The sequence below is a fragment of the Thermobifida sp. genome (assembly GCF_017577275.1).
Taxonomy (GTDB): domain Bacteria; phylum Actinomycetota; class Actinomycetes; order Streptosporangiales; family Streptosporangiaceae; genus Thermobifida; species Thermobifida fusca.
Window position 1 is genome coordinate 155,074 of sequence record NZ_PITY01000023.1, and the last position, 16,514, is coordinate 171,587.

A 16,514-nucleotide genomic window follows, 5' to 3' on the forward strand; every position below is an offset into this window, starting at 1 on the left:
GCCCACACTGCCGCCTGTCTGCCGTTCCGTCCAGCGCGGGCCGCTGCGTTCTTTGCGGAAGTCAGGACGTCAGATAACAAAAGCATACAAAACCAGCGGATGTTTGCAGGTCGGACGATACGCGGTCGGGGTCCTCGCCGCGGAATTTCCGGCAGTAGGTTGAGACTCGCATAGCGTGGGAGTGCCGTATCACGGAGGCACACCCGCCTGCACGGTTGCTACAGGAGGTTTCATGTCCGAGGAGGGTCAGCAGTGGCGTGCCCTGGGCGGGGGGGCTTCTCCCGGCCAGCCCCCCGGTCAGGACATTACCCCAGAACACGGTCCCGATGGGGGGCATCACGTTGTCCCGCCTGCTCCGGAAACCTCTTCGCCCGGTCCGTGGGCGGCTCCGGGATCCTCAACCGTGCCTGCTGCCCCGGGGGCGCCTCCTCCGCCGCAGCACGCGCCTCCGTCCGGCCCGGCTGCCCAGCACGGGTGGACGCCCCCGTCCGGTCCGGCTGCCCCTCCCCTCTCCGTTCCGACCACCGCCCCGGCTGCCCCTTCCCCCGCTGTGGGGCTGCGCCCGCACTCGCTCGGGGAGCTGCTCAACGGCGGATTCAGCTACCTGCGCGACAATCCGCGGACCGTGCTCGGGCTGAGCTTCCTCGTGGTGGCGCTCACCAGCCTGCTGCCTGCCCTGGGGCTCGCTGACGTCACCGGCGCGTACGCCGACTTCTTCAGCTCGGAAATCGTCAACCCGGAGGACCTGGAACTGTCCGGGACCGCACTAGTGAGTGTCTACCTCGGCGCGCTGCTGCAGTTCCTCGGGAGTGTGCTGCTCTCCGGCCTGCTCAGCACCGTGGTCGCCGCAGCCGTGCTCGGCCGCCGGCTCTCCCTGCGGGAAACCGCCGCGGCGCTGCGCGGCAGTTGGGGCAGCCTGTGGGCACTGGTCGGCTTCTACCTGGGACTCGTGACAGCGGCGGCAATCGTGCTGGTGCTCGGGCTGCTGATCACCAGCGTGCTGCTCGTGCTCCTGCCTCCGCTGGGCTTGCTGCTCTTCCTCCTGTTCTTCGCCGGGTTCATCGCGCTGTTCGGCTGGCTCATGGTGAAGACATCGCTGGCGGTGCCCGCCGCGGTCGTGGAACGGGTGGGGCCGGGGCGCGCGCTGGCCCGCTCCTGGCAGTTGAGCACAGGCAACTTCTGGTGGATCGCCGCAGTGCTCTTCCTCGCTCTCCTGCTTTCCAGCGTGCTCTCCAACGTGCTGTCCACCCCGTTCTCGTTGGCCGCGGTACTCGTCGAAGTCCCCCTCGGCGAGTCGGCGCTGACGTCCGTGCTCGCCGCCCTGCTGTCCTTCCTCGGCCTCCTCGTGACCGGGTGCGTCAGCGAACCGTTTACCGCGGGGGTGACTGCCCTGCTCTACCTGGACGTGCGGATGCGCCGTGAAGGGTTGGACTTGCGGGTGCGGGAAGCAGTGCGGGCCGGCGCCACCCCCGGTCCTGAGCTGCTGGCAGCCACAGTTCCGGCACAGCCGGCGGGCAGGTCGTGATGGTGAGCCGCGAGGAAGGGGCGCGCCTCGCCTGGGAGGAGCTGTCCGACCCCGTCTACGACGAAGCCCGGCCGTCCCTGCTGGACCTCTTTTTCCGCTGGGTGGACCGGTTGCTGGGCGAGCTGCTCGGGGCAGCCCAGACAGCGCTGCCCGGAGGCTGGTGGACCCTGGGAGCGCTGCTCGTCGTCCTCGCCCTGCTCGTCGCTGCGCTCCTGTGGTACCTCCGCCCCGGCCGCGCTGCGCGCCGCGCCGCGGTCCTCGACTCCGCGGGCACGCTGAGCACAGACGAGCAGCGGGCCCTCGCCGACGAGCATGCGGCCCGCGGCGCCTACGCCGAAGCGATCCGGGAACGGCTCCGCGCGGTGGTCCGCGACCTGGAAGACCACGCCGTACTCACCCCGCGGCTGGGGCGTACCGCCACCGAATGGGCGGTGGAGACCTCCGCGGTCTTCCCGGACCAGCGCACCGAACTGCACCGGGTCGCGGCTTTGTTCAACGACGTCTGGTACGGCGACCGCGAAGCCACCGCCGAAGGGTACCGCCTGGTGTGCGCGTTGGATGACACCCTGCGCCGCGCCCTGCCTGCACTACCGTCGGAGTCCGTGTCATGACCGCTCCCTCCACTGCGTTCTCCCCGAGCCTGCGCGACCTGTGGCGGCGGACGCGTGGACCGCTTGCCTTCGTCCTCGCCGCCGTCGGGATCGCGGCGCTCGTGGCGGTGAGCTCCCCCACCCGGCCCGTGGGGCACCTCGACCCGGAGGCGGTCACCGGGCAAGGATCCCGGGCGCTCGCGCAGATCCTGCGGAAGCGGGGCGCTGACGTCACCGTGGCCCGCAGCGTCGACGCAGCGGCCGCCGCAGCGGGACCGGACACGGTCCTCCTCGTGGTGCGCAGCCACGAACTGCGGCCCGACGATGTCGCACGCCTCACAGACCTGCCCGGCGACCAGCTTCTGGTGCAGCCGACCCCGGACCTGCTCGAAGCAGCCGCACCCGGGGTGGAAGTGGCCGCCTCCTCCCTGCCCGCAGAACCGCTCGAACCGGACTGCTCGCTGCAGGCCGCCGTCATGGCGGGAAGCGCCGAACTCGGTGAGACGCTCTACACCGGCGGGTCCCTCGCCTGCTATCCGGGGGAGGAAGGCCATTCCCTCGTGCAGGTGGAAGAGGCGGGGCGCACGATCACCGTGCTGGGCTCCCAGCAGCCGCTGCGCAACGACTCCCTCGCTTTGGAAGGCAACGCGGCGCTGCTCCTCAACCTGCTGGCCGGGCGCGACGTGGTGTGGCTCATCCCCGCGCCCGCTGCGGCGCAGCCCACGGAACTGCACGAGCTGATCCACCCCGGATTCGTGCTGTCCCTGCCTGTGCTGGTGGCCGCGTTCGCGCTGCTGGCGTTCTGGCGCGGCCGACGGCTGGGGCCGCTGGTCGCGGAACGGCTGCCCGTCGTGGTGCGCGCCTCAGAAACCACGGAAGGACGGGCCCGCTTGTACACGTCCCGGCGTGCCCGGGACCGAGCCGCGGCCGCGCTACGATCCGGCGTGGTCGACCGGCTCCGCCCAGTGCTGGGACTCGGCCCTGATGCCGCCCCCGACACGGTAGCGGCGGCTGTCTCCGCACGCTGCGCCTCCTCCCCTCAGCAGGTGCACGCTCTGCTGTACGGCGAACCGGACGGAGCCGACCCCTTCCTCCGCTCTGACGCGGATCTGGTCCGGCTCGCCGACGAACTCGACCGACTTGAAAGAGAGGTAAGGCAGTCGTGAGCGACGTCCACCCGGGTTCCCAGGCGTCCGCCGATACGGCACGGCAGGCCCTGATCGCGTTGCGGTCCGAGGTCGCCAAAGCCGTCGTAGGCCAGGAAGAGATTGTGACCGGACTGGTCATCGCGCTCCTGTGTCGCGGTCACATCCTCTTGGAGGGCGTGCCGGGCGTAGCCAAAACGCTGCTGGTCCGGGCGGTCGCTGCCGCGCTGTCGCTGGAGTCCCGGCGGGTCCAGTTCACCCCCGACCTGATGCCGGGCGATGTGACCGGGTCCATGGTCTACGACGCGCGGACCGCGAAGTTCGAATTCCGCGAAGGCCCGGTCTTCACCAACCTGCTGCTGGCCGACGAAATCAACCGCACCCCGCCTAAAACCCAGGCGGCGCTCCTGGAAGCGATGGAAGAACGCCAGGTCAGCATGGACGGGCGGACGATGGAGCTGCCCGACCCGTTCGTGGTGGCCGCCACACAGAACCCGGTGGAATACGAGGGCACCTATCCGCTGCCGGAAGCCCAGCTCGACCGCTTCCTGTTGAAGCTGATCGTGCCGCTGCCGGAGCGGGACCAGGAAGTCGAGATGCTCTCCCGGCACGCCGCCGGTTTCGACCCCAGCGACCTGGCCGCGGCCGGGGTGCGTCCGGTGGCGGGGGCCGCCGAGCTCGCTGCTGCCCGCGCAGCAGTGCAGCAGGTCCACGTCTCCCCCCAAGTGCTCGGCTACATCGTGGACCTGTGCCGCGCTACCCGGACGTCCCCCTCGCTGCTGCTCGGCGCCTCCCCGCGCGGGGCGACCGCGCTGCTGCGCACGAGCCGGGCGTGGGCGTGGCTGTCCGGCCGCGACTATGTGACCCCCGACGATGTGAAAGCCCTAGCGAAAGCGACCCTGCGCCACCGGGTCGTGCTCCGCGCCGAAGCGGAGTTGGAGGGGGCGAGCACCGACGGGGTGCTCGACGGCGTGCTGGCGTCGGTGCCGGTCCCCCGCTGACAGCTCATCGGTCGGGCACAACCAGGAAGGGTGTTCATGGCGGTCACCGGTCGTGCGGTGTTCCTGGCGTTCGTCGGGGTGGCGGTAGCCTTCATCGCTGCCCCCGCGGGCCGCTGGGTGCCTTGGGTGGTTCTGGGACTCCTGCTCACGGTCCTGCTAGTGGATCTCGCGCTGGCCGCGAACTCCCGGAGCGTGCGGTTGACGCACGGCGGGGACACGTCGGTGCGGCTGGGAGAGCAGGCCGAGGTGTGGCTGGTGGTCGCCAACCCGGGGCGGCGTCCGCTGCGTGCCACCGTGCGCGACGCGTGGCGGCCCAGTGCCGGAGCGGCCCCGCGCACCCACGACCTGGTGGTCCCGCCGAGAGGGCAGCGGCTCGTCCGGACCGCGTTGACGCCGACCCGGCGCGGCGACCAGCACAACGCCCACGTCACCGTGCGCTCCTACGGTCCCCTGCGCTTGGCGGCACGCCAGTCCTCGCACACGGCGCCGTGGACCGTGCGGGTGCTTCCCCCGTTCCGCAGCAGGCGGCACCTGCCCAGCAAACTGTCGCAGCTTCAGGCGCTGGAAGGCCAGCACCGCACCATGGTCCGCGGCCAGGGCAGCGAGTTCGACTCGCTGCGTGAATATGTGCCCGGTGACGACGTCCGGTCGATCGACTGGCGGGCGACCGCGCGCCGGGAAACGGTGGTGGTGCGCACGTGGCGTCCAGAACGCGACCGCCGCATCCTCCTGGTGCTTGACACCAGTCGCACGTCAGCGGGACGGGTAGGCGACCTGCCGCGGCTGGAGCACGCCATGGATGCGGCACTGCTGCTGACCGCGCTCGCGGCTAAGGCCGGGGACCGGGTCGACTTCCTCGCCTACGACCGTCAGGTGCGGGCCCGAGTGCGCTCGGAGGGGCGGGGCAGCACCCTGCCGGCGATCGTCTCGGCGATGGCGCCGCTAGAGCCGGAACTGGTGGAGCTGGACGCGGCCGGCATGGTCTCCGCGATCCTGAGCGGCCCGCGCCGCGGCCGTCAGCTCGTCGTGCTGCTTACCGACCTCACCCCTGCTGCTGTGGAGACTGGCCTGCTGCCTCGGCTGTCCACGCTGACCGCCCGCCACCTCGTGCTCGTGGCGTCCGTGGCCGACCCGTATGTCACCCGGATAGCCGCGGAGCGGGGGAATGCGCAGGCCGTGTACCGGGCTGCCGCCGCGCAGCGCACCCTCGCGGAGCGCCGCCGTATCGCCGCGGAGCTGCGGCGGCGCGGCGTGGAAGTGGTGGAGGCTCCCGCAGAAGAGCTCGCTCCGGCGCTGGCTGACGCGTATCTCGCGTTGAAAGCCCAAGGGCGGTTGTAGCGGCACGTCTGCGGCAGGCCGCCCCACGGTGGGTCAGCCTGCGACCGCGACCGTCTGCGGGGCGTCTGCGATGTCGCCGGTCTCCCCTTCCTGGGCTGCGCGGCGGCCCAGAGTGAACACGTAGAGCAGGAAGCACGCTTCCGCGGCCACGCCGATCCCGATCCGCAGCCAGGTGATGTGCACCCAGCCGGTCACGAACCCTTCGATGAGGCCGGAGACGAACAGCACGACGACGAGCCCCAGCGCCACCCCCATCGCAGCGCGGGTCTCCTCGCCCACTGCCTGGACGCGGGGTCGCGGCCCCGGGGCCAGGAAAGTCCAGCCGATCCGGATCCCGACCGCGCCGGCGATGAACACCGCGGTCAGTTCCAGCAGGCCGTGCGGGAGGATGAGCCCGAAGAAGATGTCGGTTTTGCCGTGGGCGGCCATCAGACCGCCGGCCATTCCCAGGTTGAGGGAGTTGAGCAGCAGCACGTAGACGGCGGGCAGGCAGAGGAACGCGCCGAAGATGATGGACTGGGCGGCCACCCACGCATTGTTGGTCCACACCAGGGCGGCGAACGACGCCCCTGGATGCTCGACGTAGTAGTTGGCGAAGTCGTGCTCGACGTAGGCCCTGATCTCTTCGGGGGTTCCCATCGCTGTCTGGGCTTCGGGGGTGGTCGCGATCCAGACTCCCACCCCGAAAGCCACCGCGAGGTTGACCGCGGTCACGGCCAGCCACCACCAGCGCAGCCGGTACAGGGTGGCGGGAAAAACGCGGGTGAAGAACCGGGTGAAGTCGCGCCAGGATCCCGCGTGGGCTCCGGTGATCACGGCGCGGGCGCGCGCCACCAGGCCCGACAGCCATCCGGCGAGCGCCGGGTCGTGTCCCGTGGAGCGTAGCACCGACAAGTCGGTGCCGACCCGCTGGTACAGGTCGACGAGTTCGTCGATTTCCTCCCCGGTGAGGCGGCGGTGGCGGCGCACCAGGGTCTGCAGCCGCTCCCAGGCAGGACGCCGCTCGGCAATGAAGAGGTCAAGATCCACATCTCGACTCTACTTGCTGTCTGCTAGGCGGGATTTTCCATCGGTGGGGTGCTTCCGGCAGTCTGAAAGACTGGATCCAGGTTCCGGAAACGGTACGGCGTGCCCCGCGTGCGGAGGCCCGCCACAGTTCCCCGACGCGTGAGGAGAGAACGGTGTCGCACAGCGCAGGGTACGGTGGCTCGACCTCCCTGGTGACCGGGGACGCGGTTCCCCTCGACCTGCGCCCTGCCGGGTTCGCCAGCCGCGCGGTCGCATTCGGTATCGACTTCCTCGTCCAGTTTGCCGCCCTGGTCGCGAGCTTTCTGACTCTTGCGCTGCTCACCAAAGGGAACCTCGACGAGGCGCTGCCCGTCGCCATCGGGTTGACCCTGACCGTGCTGACGGTCGTGGGCTACCCGGTGGCTTTCGAAACCCTCAGCCGGGGGCGCAGCCTCGGCAAGCTCGCCCTGGGCCTGCGGGTCGTCAGTGCGGACGGCACGCCGGTGCGGTTCCGGCAGTCTCTGGCCCGAGCGCTCTCCGCGATCGTGGAGTTCTGGCTGTCGAGCGGCGTGGTCGGGCTGGCCAGCTCGCTGGTGAACCGCCAGGGCCGCCGGATCGGTGACTTCCTGGCCGGCACCATCGTGATCCAGGAACGCACCGGCCACCGGATCACCCCGGTGATCGACATGCCCCCGCCCATGGCGGACTGGGCACGCACCGCGGAGCTGTCGCGGCTCCCCGCTGACCTCGCCGCGGTGGCCTACCAGTATCTGACCCGCTACCTCGCGTTCGATCACCAGACCCGCTACGAACTGGGGATCCAGCTCGCCACCGCGGTCTCCCAGTACGTGTCTCCTCCGCCGCCCCCGCAGGCCAGCCCGCCCGAGTACCTGGCCGCGGTGCTGGCAGAGCGACGGCGGCGCGAGGCGGAGCGGTTCGCCCAGATCCACGGCCCCTCTGCGGGGTGAGACGGACTCCGCCGCAGGCATGTTTCCTCCGCGGCCTGGGGGCAGTGGCCTTCGGGTGGGGGGTGAGAAGCGATGCCTTTGTGGGCGGAGGCGGGATGCTGGGGGCTGCTGGCGGGAAGCGCCCTCCTGATCGGGGCGGCCGCTGGCTGGTGGTTGCGGATTTCACCGCAGGTGATCGCGGGCACCGTGGCTTTTGGCGCGGGCGTCCTCATCTCGGCCATGGCGTTCGAACTCGTCGACAGGGCCGAGCGGTCGGTCGGGCTGCTCCCGACCGTGGTCGGTTTCGTCGCCGGGGCGGTCAGCTATGTGGCGGTCAACGCGCTCCTTGCCCGGCGGGGCGCCCAGCACCGTAAACGGTCCGGCCCTGGACAGCCGTCCGAAACCCAGGTGCAGGGCAGCGGCGCTGCTATCGTCGTCGGTTCGCTTCTCGACGGGATCCCCGAGTCGGTGGTGCTCGGACTGTCGCTGTTCGAAGGCGGCATCGGGGTGGCGGTGCTCGCCGCGATCTTCCTCTCCAACATCCCGGAAGGGCTGTCGAGCGCGGTGGGCATGCGGGAGGCCGGTCGGGGCGCAGGCTACGTCTTCGGGATGTGGGGCAGTGTGGCGGTCCTCACCGGGGTGGCTGCCCTGGCCGGAAACCTGCTGTTGGAGACCGCGTCCCCGGTCACCGTCGCCGTCATCACCGCGGTCGCTGCCGGGGCGATTCTGGCGATGATCGCTGACACGATGATCCCGGAAGCGTTCGCGCGCACCCATCTGCTCACCGGGCTCATCACCACGAGCGGGTTTCTGATCGCCTTCACGCTCACCCGGGTCGAACTGTGACTGCTTTCTCGCTGGGACACGGACGCGCCTACGCGTAGCCTGCCGGATGCGAGGCGCCAGCCGGTCCGCATGTGCTGGGCCGTACGGAAAGCGGCTGCCCTGGTCTTCCCCTTACGGCAGCGGCCCCGTGCCGCCCGCAGGGCGTTTGGGCGGTGGGCGGCCGCGGAGCCGGCGGACTCTTCCGGCGGTTCCCGGCGCCTTCGGGCATGACGTGCGGCCCGGGTCCTTCCGAGGCCAACGTCCGGACCATCGTCCGCTGCGGGCCGCGACAGTGCGTGACAGAGTGATCGTACGACACGGCACACCCTGGGAAGCGGGCGGCAGCCGATCGCCCACCCCGCCCGCTTTTCCCGTTCCGCGGTCCACCGCGTCGGTGTTGTCCACGCTCGGGGCACTGCGCTGCGTCACGCACCTACCGGGCAGGGCGAGAGTGGAGGGCCACCGCGGCCCGGTGCCACGCCACGCGATTCCCGCGGCACCGGGCCCGGGGCGGCTCAGTACCGGTAGTGGTCGGACTTGTAGGGGCCGTCGATGTCCACCCCGATGTACTCGGCCTGTTCCTTGGTGAGCCGGGTCAGCTTCACGCCGAGTGCGTCCAAGTGCAGGCGGGCGACCTTCTCGTCGAGGTGCTTGGGCAGGACGTACACGCCGGTCGGGTACTGGTCGGTCTTGGTGAACAGCTCGATCTGCGCGATGACCTGGTTAGTGAAGCTGGTGGACATCACGAAGCTGGGGTGCCCGGTGGCATTGCCCAGGTTGAGCAGGCGCCCCTCAGACAGCACGATGATGGAGTGCCCGTCCGGGAAGCGCCACTCGTGCACCTGCGGCTTGATCTCGATCTTCTCAATGCCGGGAATCGCGGCCAGCCCCGCCATGTCGATCTCGTTGTCGAAGTGGCCGATGTTGCCGACGATGGCCTGGTGCTTCATCCGGGCCATGTGCTCGGCAGTAATGACGTCCCGGTTGCCCGTCGCGGTGATGAAAATGTCGGCGGTCTCGACGACCTCGTCGAGCGTGGTCACCTGGTAGCCGTCCATAGCGGCCTGGAGCGCGCAGATCGGGTCGATCTCGGTGACGATGACGCGGGCGCCCTGGCCGCGGAGCGACTCCGCGCAGCCTTTACCGACGTCGCCGTATCCGGCCACCACCGCGACCTTGCCGCCGATGAGCACGTCAGTGGCCCGGTTGATGCCGTCGATCAGCGAGTGGCGGCAGCCGTACTTGTTGTCGAACTTGCTCTTCGTGACGGAGTCGTTGACGTTGATCGCCGGGAACAGCAGCGTGCCGGAACGCTGCATCTCGTAGAGGCGGTGCACCCCGGTCGTGGTCTCCTCGGTGACCCCCTTGATCCGGGAGGCGATCTCTGTCCACTTGCGGGGGTTTTCCGCCAAGGTCCTGCGGAGCAGTTCCAAGACGATGCGGAACTCCTCGCTGTCTGCGGTATCCGGGTCGGGGACCGCCCCCGCCTTCTCGTACTGCACCCCCTTGTGGACAAGCATGGTGGCGTCCCCGCCGTCGTCGAGGATCATGTTCGGGCCTTCGCCGTCCGGCCAGGTGAGCGCCTGTTCCGTGCACCACCAGTACTCTTCGAGCGTTTCGCCCTTCCACGCGAACACCGGCACCCCGCGCGGGTTGTCCGGGGTTCCGTCCGGACCCACCACCACGGCCGCGGCGGCGTGGTCCTGGGTGGAGAAGATGTTGCAGCTCGCCCAGCGGACTTCAGCGCCCAACTCCACCAGGGTCTCGATCAGGACCGCGGTTTGAACGGTCATGTGCAGCGAGCCCGTGATCTTCGCACCCCGAAGCGGTTTTTTCGGTCCGAATTCTGCCCGGGTGGCCATAAGCCCGGGCATCTCGTGTTCGGCGAGACGGATCTCCTTGCGACCGAACTCGGCCAGCGAGAGGTCGGCGACCTTGAAGTCGAAAGCCATGCGTCTTAACTCCAGTCCTGAAGGATGCGCTCTGAGTCTACGAGTGCGGGAAGTCGACGGGCATCGTCAACGCGACCGCGTCATGATCTCAGAAATTCTCGGCGGACCCGCCGCAGTCGTGCAGCGGGATGCCCACGAACGTCAGGTTTTCTCCCGTTCAAAGGTCATAGGTTGGCATAGATGAGGTTTTGCCGGTTCCCTGTGGGTAACGGTGTGTCATGTGAGTTCGCTGCGCGACCTTGACCCTGCTGTAGACCGCTTGCCCCCTGACGTGCGGGGCCGACTCGTCGAACTGGATCGACTCCGCGACGTGTGGACCGCCAACCAGCGGCGGCGCCCCAGCCACCAGTGGCCGGCCCACAGGGCCCGCCTGTTTCGCAGACACATCCTGGCACTGCACCGGCTGCGAGGGACTCTTCCGGTCTCCGAGCAGACCGCGGAACGGCTCGTCGTGGACGGCTTCGACAGCGACAACACGCTTGATGCCGCCCTGCGGGAGCAGCTCGCCGCGGAGGAACACACCCTCATCTCGCTCGCGGAAGCCAGCCGCACCGGGGAACGCCTGTCCAGCGCCTACCTCGACGAGGCTGCCCGCTCTCTTACCGGGCAGTCCACGCCCGGCCTGGGAGAACGCCTCGCCGCAGTCCTGGCTGATCTTGCCGCAACCCCAACCCATCCGGTGGTCCGCGCGGCACTGGGTTACCTGGCTGCCGAAGAGGCGCAGCGCGAGCTTGGCGCCGAGGAGCGGTTTCCGCGGGGCACTGACCCGCTGGCGTGGGCCGTCGCCTCCGTAGCGCTCATGCGCGCCAACCATCCGCCGCTCATCGCCGACCATCGGGCGGTCGCGATGCAGCTTCCCTGGCCGCCCGCTGCCTCATCCCCGGACCGGCACCTCCCCCTCATCGCGCTCTTCGCGGAACTGCAGATCGCTGTGCTGCGCGGGGAGCTGAGCTGGACCGTGCCGGAGCGGGACGATCCCGCCGAGTACGGGCAGGCCCTGGCCCGCACCGTCTACCGGCGGCTTTTGGAGTACCTGCGGCAGCGTGCCCCCGCGCTCTCCATGGTGCTGCGCCAGCTCGATCCGGCCAGTAGCGCGCGGGTGACCTCAGGCGACTCCACCGAACTGGGCGAGCATCGGAACCGGGTGGAGCTGGCCGCAGACCGGGCGCTCCTTGCCCGCACCCACCCGTCCTGGTGGGTCTGTCTGGAAGCCACCTGTACGAACAGCACCCTGCGGCTCCTGCTCACCGTGCAGGGGGTTGGCGCTCCCGCGACCGGGGTGCTCGCGGTGACCGCTGACGCCCTGGTGGACTCCCCTCGCGGCATCGAGGACGCGCTCGACCTGGCCCCCACCGACTGTGTGACGTTGCTCTCTTCGGACAGCGCCGATGAGCGCTGGCCGGAAGTGGCGGCGCTGACCGACGAGGCGATCTCCCGCGCCGTCGACCGTTTGACTTCGGTGATGGCCTGACCGCCGCAGCCGATCCGCCGGCTGCGGCGGGGTCAGCTCTCCGCCACCGCCATCAGCAGCAGGATCAGCAGCAGCACGATGATGGTGACGATGACGGCGGGAAGCACCCACCCCTGCGAGAGCACCGGGTCGTCTGCCTGCTGGCTCGTGGTCTGCGGCAGCGTGGGATAGTTCGGCCGCGGCGTCGTGATCGGGGGGTGGGGCGGGAGCGAAGGCATCGAACTGTGCGTCGTCACGTTCGGATGCGCCCGTCCCCCCGAGTTGGGGTTGGGTACCGACGGGCCCGGTTGGGGGTACCGGTAGCCCGACTGCGGCCCGGTGTGCGGCGGGGTGGGCGGGGCGGGGGGCGGCTGAGGGGGGGACGGGGTCTGCGGGCCCCCCTCGCTGGCCTGCTGATTCGGGGAAGGCGAGACGGAGGGGGTCGGGCTGATCGCGCGCTTCTCCCCCTCCTCCACTGCCTGCGAGGTGGAGACTTTCGTCTCGTCCTCCACGTTGTGGCCGAGCAGGCGCATCAGCAACTGCTTAGCGGTGGGCCGCTTGTCCGGGTCCTTGTTCAAACAGTCGGCGACGATCTCCCGCAACGGCTCCGGCACTTCGCTGATGTCCGGGGGTGCGCTGACCACCCGGTGCACGACCGCCGGCACACTGTCCGAGCCGAAGGGGGCGTTGCCGGTGGAGGCGAACGCCATCACACAGCCCCAGGCGAAGACGTCCACCTTGTCGGTGATGTTCTTCCCCGTGATCTGCTCCGGCGCCATGTAGGACGGGGTGCCGACGATGGAGTTGGTCATCGTCGCGGTGCTGTCCGTGACCCGGGCGATACCGAAGTCGATCACCCGCGGACCGTCGGGGCCCAGCAGCACGTTGCCGGGTTTGAAGTCGCGGTGCACGATCCCCGCCTGGTGGATGGCGACCAGCGCGGTCGCGGTGGACACGGCCAGGCGTTGGAGGGCTGCCCCCTTGCGCGGCCCCTCCTTGGACACCGCTTCTTGCAGGTCCGGCCCTTCCACGTATTCGCTGACCACGTAGGGCGGGTCAGCGTCGAGGTTGGCCTCATGGATCGCAGCGGTGCAGAAGGAGGCCACTTTCTGTGCAGCACGAACCTCCTTTTCGAACCGTTTACGCAGTTCGGTGTCCTGCGACCACTGCTCGTTCAGCACCTTGATCGCGTATTTCTGGCCTTCGGAGTCGCGAGCAAGGTAGACGATTCCCTGGCCCCCGCGCCCTAGACGTCCAATCACGCTGTATTGACCGAACGTGGTGGGGTCGTTCGGCTGCAGCGATTCGGGACCGGGCATCGATCTCCTCCAGAACGGTCGTGGACGTCGTCAGCGCACGACCAGAGTATGTGTTAGGGGTTCCACGGCATAAGCCACTGCGAGATACAGAGTGGCGTAATCGATGAGAGCGATCAAACCGGCCAACCGCTCCACCGGGCTCCTGCCCTGCGCGGCAACCTCGCTCACCAGCACTTCTGCTGTTTCTGCCGTGTGTTCGGCCCGTGCGAGGTCCGCGGCTTCCTCCGGCAGGGCTTCGTCGTCGCGGAAAAGCAGGAGCCGCATCCGGATTCCCGGGGCGTCTGCCGGATCGTCGAACAGGCCGCGCGACGCTTGCAACGGCCCGGTGAGGACCGCGGGCTGCGCCCAGGCGGCTTCGGGAGGGCTGGGGAGCAGCACCGGGTAGCGGGCGTTGGCCGCGAACTGGACGGCTGCCCAGCGGGCCGCGAGCGCGGTGAGAGGGGTCGCGCCCCACAGCACGGGCAGAGTGTCCGCGAACGCCAGAGCGAGTTCCTTGGCCGGGTTGTCTTCGATACCGACCGTGGGACGGCACTGGTGGGCGACCTCCTCCAGACGCTGGGCAGCGGCGTCGAGCTCAGCGTCGGTGAACGCCCGGATCCCGGCCTGCTCCACCGCGGCGAACAGGGGGACGGTGAGGGACCACAGGAGGGTCCGCGGCTCTCCGACCATGGGCAGGGCAATGAAAGGGGCACGGGCCCGCTCGGCGAGCTCCCGCAAGGGCCCGCTCCGCGGTCCTACCGCCACGAACCGGCTGCCGCGCCGTACCGCTTCTGCGGCGAGCCGCAGGGTGGTGTCCGCCTCCTGGTTGCTGCCGGTCGACACGGCGATGACGAGGTCGGGCACTCCCACCCAGCCAGGCAGTCGGCATCCGGTCACAGTGACGATCGGCACGGGGCTTCTGACCCCGACCAGGGTTTCGAGGACCGCTCCGGCGAACGCGGCGACGTCGGTGCCCGCGACGACCACGGACCGCGGTCGGCCGTCGTCAGCGAGCAGGCTGAGCCCGGAATGCGCTGCGACAGTGCGAGCCTGGCGGACCTGGGCGGCAGCCGTAGCGGTCTGCCGCAGCAGGCCTTCCGGATCGAGCGACGGGTCGGTGCCCACGTCGTCGAGCCGGTGCTCTTCGAACACGAATGCCATGCCCGTTTCCCCTCTCGACGAGCCTCCCGGTCCGGAGCACGGTGCTCCGGACCGGGGCATGCCCTACGCCAGTGCTATTCGATCTTGCGGGCCTCGTCGACGAGCAGGACGGGAATCCCGTCGCGAATGGGGTAGGCGAGACCGCTCTCGTCGCAGACGAGCTCACCGGCTTCCTCGTCCAGCCGCAGCGGAGCTTTGCTCTGCGGGCAGACCAGGATTTCCAGCAGCCATTCGTCGATCTTGGTGCTCATAGGAGCCTTCCTCCTGTTGTCGGATGCGCCAGGTGCAGCGGTCAGGCCCGGATGATCGCCAGGACCTCGTCGCGCAGCTCCGCCATGGACTCGGTGTCAGGGGCCTCCACGTTGAGCCGCAGCAGCGGCTCGGTGTTGGACGCCCGCAGGTTGAACCAGCGTTTCCCGGTGAGGTTCACGGTGAGACCGTCAAGGTGGTCCACGCTCTCCACATCCGCGCGCCCGGTGAATGCCTCCTCCACCGCTGCCATGCGTCCCGCCTGGTCGGCGACCCGGGAGTTGATCTCTCCCGAGGCCACGTACCGGGTGTATTCGGCGGTGATCTCCGACAGCGGCCGGTGGTCCGTGCCCAGCACCCGCAGCACGTGCATCGCGGCGAGCATGCCGGTGTCGGCCTTCCAGAAGTCCCGGAAGTAGTAGTGGGCCGAGTGCTCGCCGCCGAAGATCGCTCCGGTCTGGGCCATGGCGGCCTTGATGAAGGAGTGGCCGACCCGGGTACGCACCGGGACCCCGCCGTGCTCGGCCACGATCTCGGGAACCGCCCGGGAGGTGATGAGGTTGTGGATGATGGTCGCGCCCGGTTCTTGAGCGAGTTCTTGGACCGCGACCAGCGCGGTGATCGCCGAGGGCGGCACCGGCTCGCCGCGCTCGTCCACGACGAAGCAGCGGTCGGCGTCCCCGTCGAAGGCCAAGCCGATGTCGGCCCCGGTCTCGCGGACTTTCGCCTGGAGGTCGACGATATTGGCGGGGTTCATCGGGTCGGCCGGGTGGTTGGGGAAGGTGCCGTCCAGCTCGAAGTAGAGGGGGATGATCTCCAAGGGGAGGGCGTCCAGGAGCTGGTCGCCGAGGACCGCGGGCACCGTGTGTCCGCCCATTCCGTTGCCCGCGTCCACCACGACTTTGAGTGTGCGAATCCCGGAAAGGTCCACGAGCTTGCGCAGGTGCGCGGCGTAGTCGGCGAGCAGGTCCCGCTCGGTGACGGTTCCGCGAGGGCCGTCGTAGGCGGGGACGCCTTGTTCGACGAGTTCCCGGATCTCCGCCAGCCCGGTCTCCACGCCGATGGGCGCTGCCCCGGCCCGGCACATTTTGATCCCGTTGTACTGGGCAGGGTTGTGGCTGGCGGTGAACATGGCTCCGGGGATGTTGAACTTGCCCGAAGCGAAGTAGAGCAGGTCGGTCGATCCGAGGCCCGCCATGATCACGTCGCGCCCTTGGGCGTTAGCGCCCTCGGTGAACGCGGCGGCCAGCTCGGGGGATGAGGGGCGCATGTCGTGGGCGACGACGATCGTGTCGCCGTCGACGATGCGCGCAAACGCCGCCCCCACTGCCCGCGCGATATCCGCGTCGAGCGTGTCGGGGAAGACGCCCCGGATGTCGTATGCCTTAAAAATCTGACCGAGGTCACCCACAGTAGCTCCGGAGGTGTCGATAAGCGGCCGATGGTCAGTGGCACGGGCCGCTGCGGCCCGCAGGGTCCAACGTACAAGACGCCGGTTTCGCGTTAGGTGACCGAACGGTACTGTGACGGCCGTCCCACGGCGCGATCCGTGCCCGGCCTCGTGTCGTGCGGACCGCCATCCTCGGGGGCCTCACACGTCGTAGGGGGGTCGGCGCGGAGGGCGGTCGGGCTGGTCGTCGGGGCGGACCGGTTCGGAGCGGAGCACGCGAAGGTGCCCACGGCGGATGGTCTCGATCCCCTGCCCGGTGGGCTCGGGCCGCGGTTTTTTGACAGGCTGTCGTCCCGCTTCGCGCACCGCGTTGGCGAGCGCTTCCAGATCGTCGCTCCCCGGTCCTCCGGTCGCGGTGTCAGCGGGCAGCCGGACGATCTCCCACCCGAGTGGCGCGGTCAGCCGGTCGGCATGCATCGCACACAGGTCGTAGCAGTGCGGTTCGACGTATGCAGCGAGCGGGCCGAGCACCGCAGTGGAGTCTGCGTAGACATAGGTGAGCGTGAAGACTGCTGGCTGCCTGCACGCGGTGCGCGAACAGCGTCTGCTAACGCTCACGTAGACAGACGGTATCC

Annotated in this window: 15 protein-coding genes; 8 read left to right on the forward strand and 7 right to left on the reverse strand. The window is 69.5% G+C overall.

Going from position 1 to position 16,514, the window contains the following annotated elements; all coding sequences use genetic code 11:
• The first annotated feature begins 403 nt into the window (after positions 1–403).
• From CW348_RS11760 to CW348_RS11780, 5 genes are read left to right on the forward strand one after another with little or no spacing between them, the layout of a single operon-like run.
• Positions 404–1,525 (forward strand): hypothetical protein, encoded by a 1,122-nt coding sequence (locus CW348_RS11760; protein WP_152436266.1) that lies wholly within the window; start codon positions 404–406, stop codon positions 1,523–1,525.
• Positions 1,525–2,136, forward strand: a complete 612-nt coding sequence (locus CW348_RS11765; protein ID WP_011292921.1) for a DUF4129 domain-containing protein — start codon at positions 1,525–1,527, stop codon at positions 2,134–2,136. Before CW348_RS11760 ends, CW348_RS11765 begins: the two co-directional genes overlap by 1 nt.
• A complete protein-coding gene (locus tag CW348_RS11770) occupies positions 2,133–3,281 on the forward strand; it encodes a DUF4350 domain-containing protein (protein ID WP_011292922.1) in 1,149 nt (382 codons plus the stop codon). The genes CW348_RS11765 and CW348_RS11770 overlap by 4 nt, the downstream gene beginning before the upstream one ends.
• Positions 3,278–4,261 (forward strand): MoxR family ATPase, encoded by a 984-nt coding sequence (locus CW348_RS11775; RefSeq protein WP_011292923.1) that lies wholly within the window; start codon positions 3,278–3,280, stop codon positions 4,259–4,261. The genes CW348_RS11770 and CW348_RS11775 overlap by 4 nt, the downstream gene beginning before the upstream one ends.
• Positions 4,262–4,297: 36 nt before the next feature.
• Entirely contained in the window at positions 4,298–5,599 is a 1,302-nt protein-coding gene (locus CW348_RS11780; RefSeq protein WP_104612794.1) for a DUF58 domain-containing protein, read from the forward strand.
• A 33-nt stretch (positions 5,600–5,632) separates the two neighbouring features.
• Here CW348_RS11780 and CW348_RS11785 read toward each other — a convergent pair whose 3' ends face one another.
• Positions 5,633–6,628, reverse strand: a complete 996-nt coding sequence (locus CW348_RS11785; protein ID WP_011292925.1) for a stage II sporulation protein M — start codon at positions 6,626–6,628, stop codon at positions 5,633–5,635.
• Between the two features lie 152 nt (positions 6,629–6,780).
• Between CW348_RS11785 and CW348_RS11790 the strand changes: the two genes are divergently transcribed.
• Together CW348_RS11790 and CW348_RS11795 are read left to right on the forward strand one after the other, a co-directional pair.
• Complete coding sequence (locus CW348_RS11790; protein WP_016189170.1) at positions 6,781–7,575, forward strand: RDD family protein; 795 nt, start codon at positions 6,781–6,783, stop codon at positions 7,573–7,575.
• A gap of 72 nt (positions 7,576–7,647) precedes the next feature.
• Positions 7,648–8,400 (forward strand): ZIP family metal transporter, encoded by a 753-nt coding sequence (locus CW348_RS11795; protein WP_011292927.1) that lies wholly within the window; start codon positions 7,648–7,650, stop codon positions 8,398–8,400.
• Between the two features lie 494 nt (positions 8,401–8,894).
• Here the strand turns inward: CW348_RS11795 and ahcY are convergent, their stop codons facing one another.
• A complete protein-coding gene (gene ahcY / locus CW348_RS11800) occupies positions 8,895–10,331 on the reverse strand; it encodes an adenosylhomocysteinase (RefSeq protein ID WP_011292928.1) in 1,437 nt (478 codons plus the stop codon).
• Between the two features lie 220 nt (positions 10,332–10,551).
• On the opposite strand from ahcY, the gene CW348_RS11805 reads away from it, so the two are divergent.
• A complete protein-coding gene (locus CW348_RS11805; protein WP_016189171.1) occupies positions 10,552–11,802 on the forward strand; it encodes a hypothetical protein in 1,251 nt (416 codons plus the stop codon).
• Between the two features lie 32 nt (positions 11,803–11,834).
• Here CW348_RS11805 and CW348_RS11810 read toward each other — a convergent pair whose 3' ends face one another.
• The 5 genes from CW348_RS11810 to CW348_RS11830 all read right to left on the reverse strand — a co-directional run bounded on the left by CW348_RS11810 (position 11,835) and on the right by CW348_RS11830 (position 16,497).
• Positions 11,835–13,100 (reverse strand): serine/threonine-protein kinase, encoded by a 1,266-nt coding sequence (locus CW348_RS11810; protein WP_104612793.1) that lies wholly within the window; start codon positions 13,098–13,100, stop codon positions 11,835–11,837.
• 30 nt (positions 13,101–13,130) lie between these two features.
• Positions 13,131–14,240, reverse strand: coding sequence for an SIS domain-containing protein (locus CW348_RS11815; protein ID WP_104612792.1), 1,110 nt, complete (start codon positions 14,238–14,240; stop codon positions 13,131–13,133).
• 74 nt (positions 14,241–14,314) lie between these two features.
• Positions 14,315–14,491 (reverse strand): Trm112 family protein, encoded by a 177-nt coding sequence (locus CW348_RS11820; protein WP_011292932.1) that lies wholly within the window; start codon positions 14,489–14,491, stop codon positions 14,315–14,317.
• Positions 14,492–14,532: 41 nt separating this feature from the next.
• The gene (locus CW348_RS11825; protein ID WP_011292933.1) at positions 14,533–15,900 is read right to left on the reverse strand and encodes a phosphomannomutase/phosphoglucomutase; all 1,368 of its coding nucleotides are present in this window, start codon (positions 15,898–15,900) and stop codon (positions 14,533–14,535) included.
• Between the two features lie 180 nt (positions 15,901–16,080).
• Positions 16,081–16,497 carry a DUF3499 domain-containing protein gene (locus CW348_RS11830; RefSeq protein ID WP_038044087.1) on the reverse strand — a complete coding sequence of 139 codons (417 nt, stop codon included), beginning with the start codon at positions 16,495–16,497 and terminating at the stop codon, positions 16,081–16,083.
• Positions 16,498–16,514: the final 17 nt, after the last annotated feature.

Coding starts and splice junctions, on each gene's coding strand:
- CW348_RS11765 (WP_011292921.1), top strand. CDS start 1,525: ATGGTGAGCCGCGAGGAAGGGGCGCGCCTCGCCTGGGAGGAGCTGTCC.
- CW348_RS11770 (WP_011292922.1), top strand. CDS start 2,133: ATGACCGCTCCCTCCACTGCGTTCTCCCCGAGCCTGCGCGACCTGTGG.
- CW348_RS11780 (WP_104612794.1), top strand. CDS start 4,298: ATGGCGGTCACCGGTCGTGCGGTGTTCCTGGCGTTCGTCGGGGTGGCG.
- CW348_RS11795 (WP_011292927.1), top strand. CDS start 7,648: ATGCCTTTGTGGGCGGAGGCGGGATGCTGGGGGCTGCTGGCGGGAAGC.
- ahcY (WP_011292928.1), bottom strand. CDS start 10,331: ATGGCTTTCGACTTCAAGGTCGCCGACCTCTCGCTGGCCGAGTTCGGT.
- CW348_RS11810 (WP_104612793.1), bottom strand. CDS start 13,100: ATGCCCGGTCCCGAATCGCTGCAGCCGAACGACCCCACCACGTTCGGT.
- CW348_RS11815 (WP_104612792.1), bottom strand. CDS start 14,240: ATGGCATTCGTGTTCGAAGAGCACCGGCTCGACGACGTGGGCACCGAC.
- CW348_RS11820 (WP_011292932.1), bottom strand. CDS start 14,491: ATGAGCACCAAGATCGACGAATGGCTGCTGGAAATCCTGGTCTGCCCG.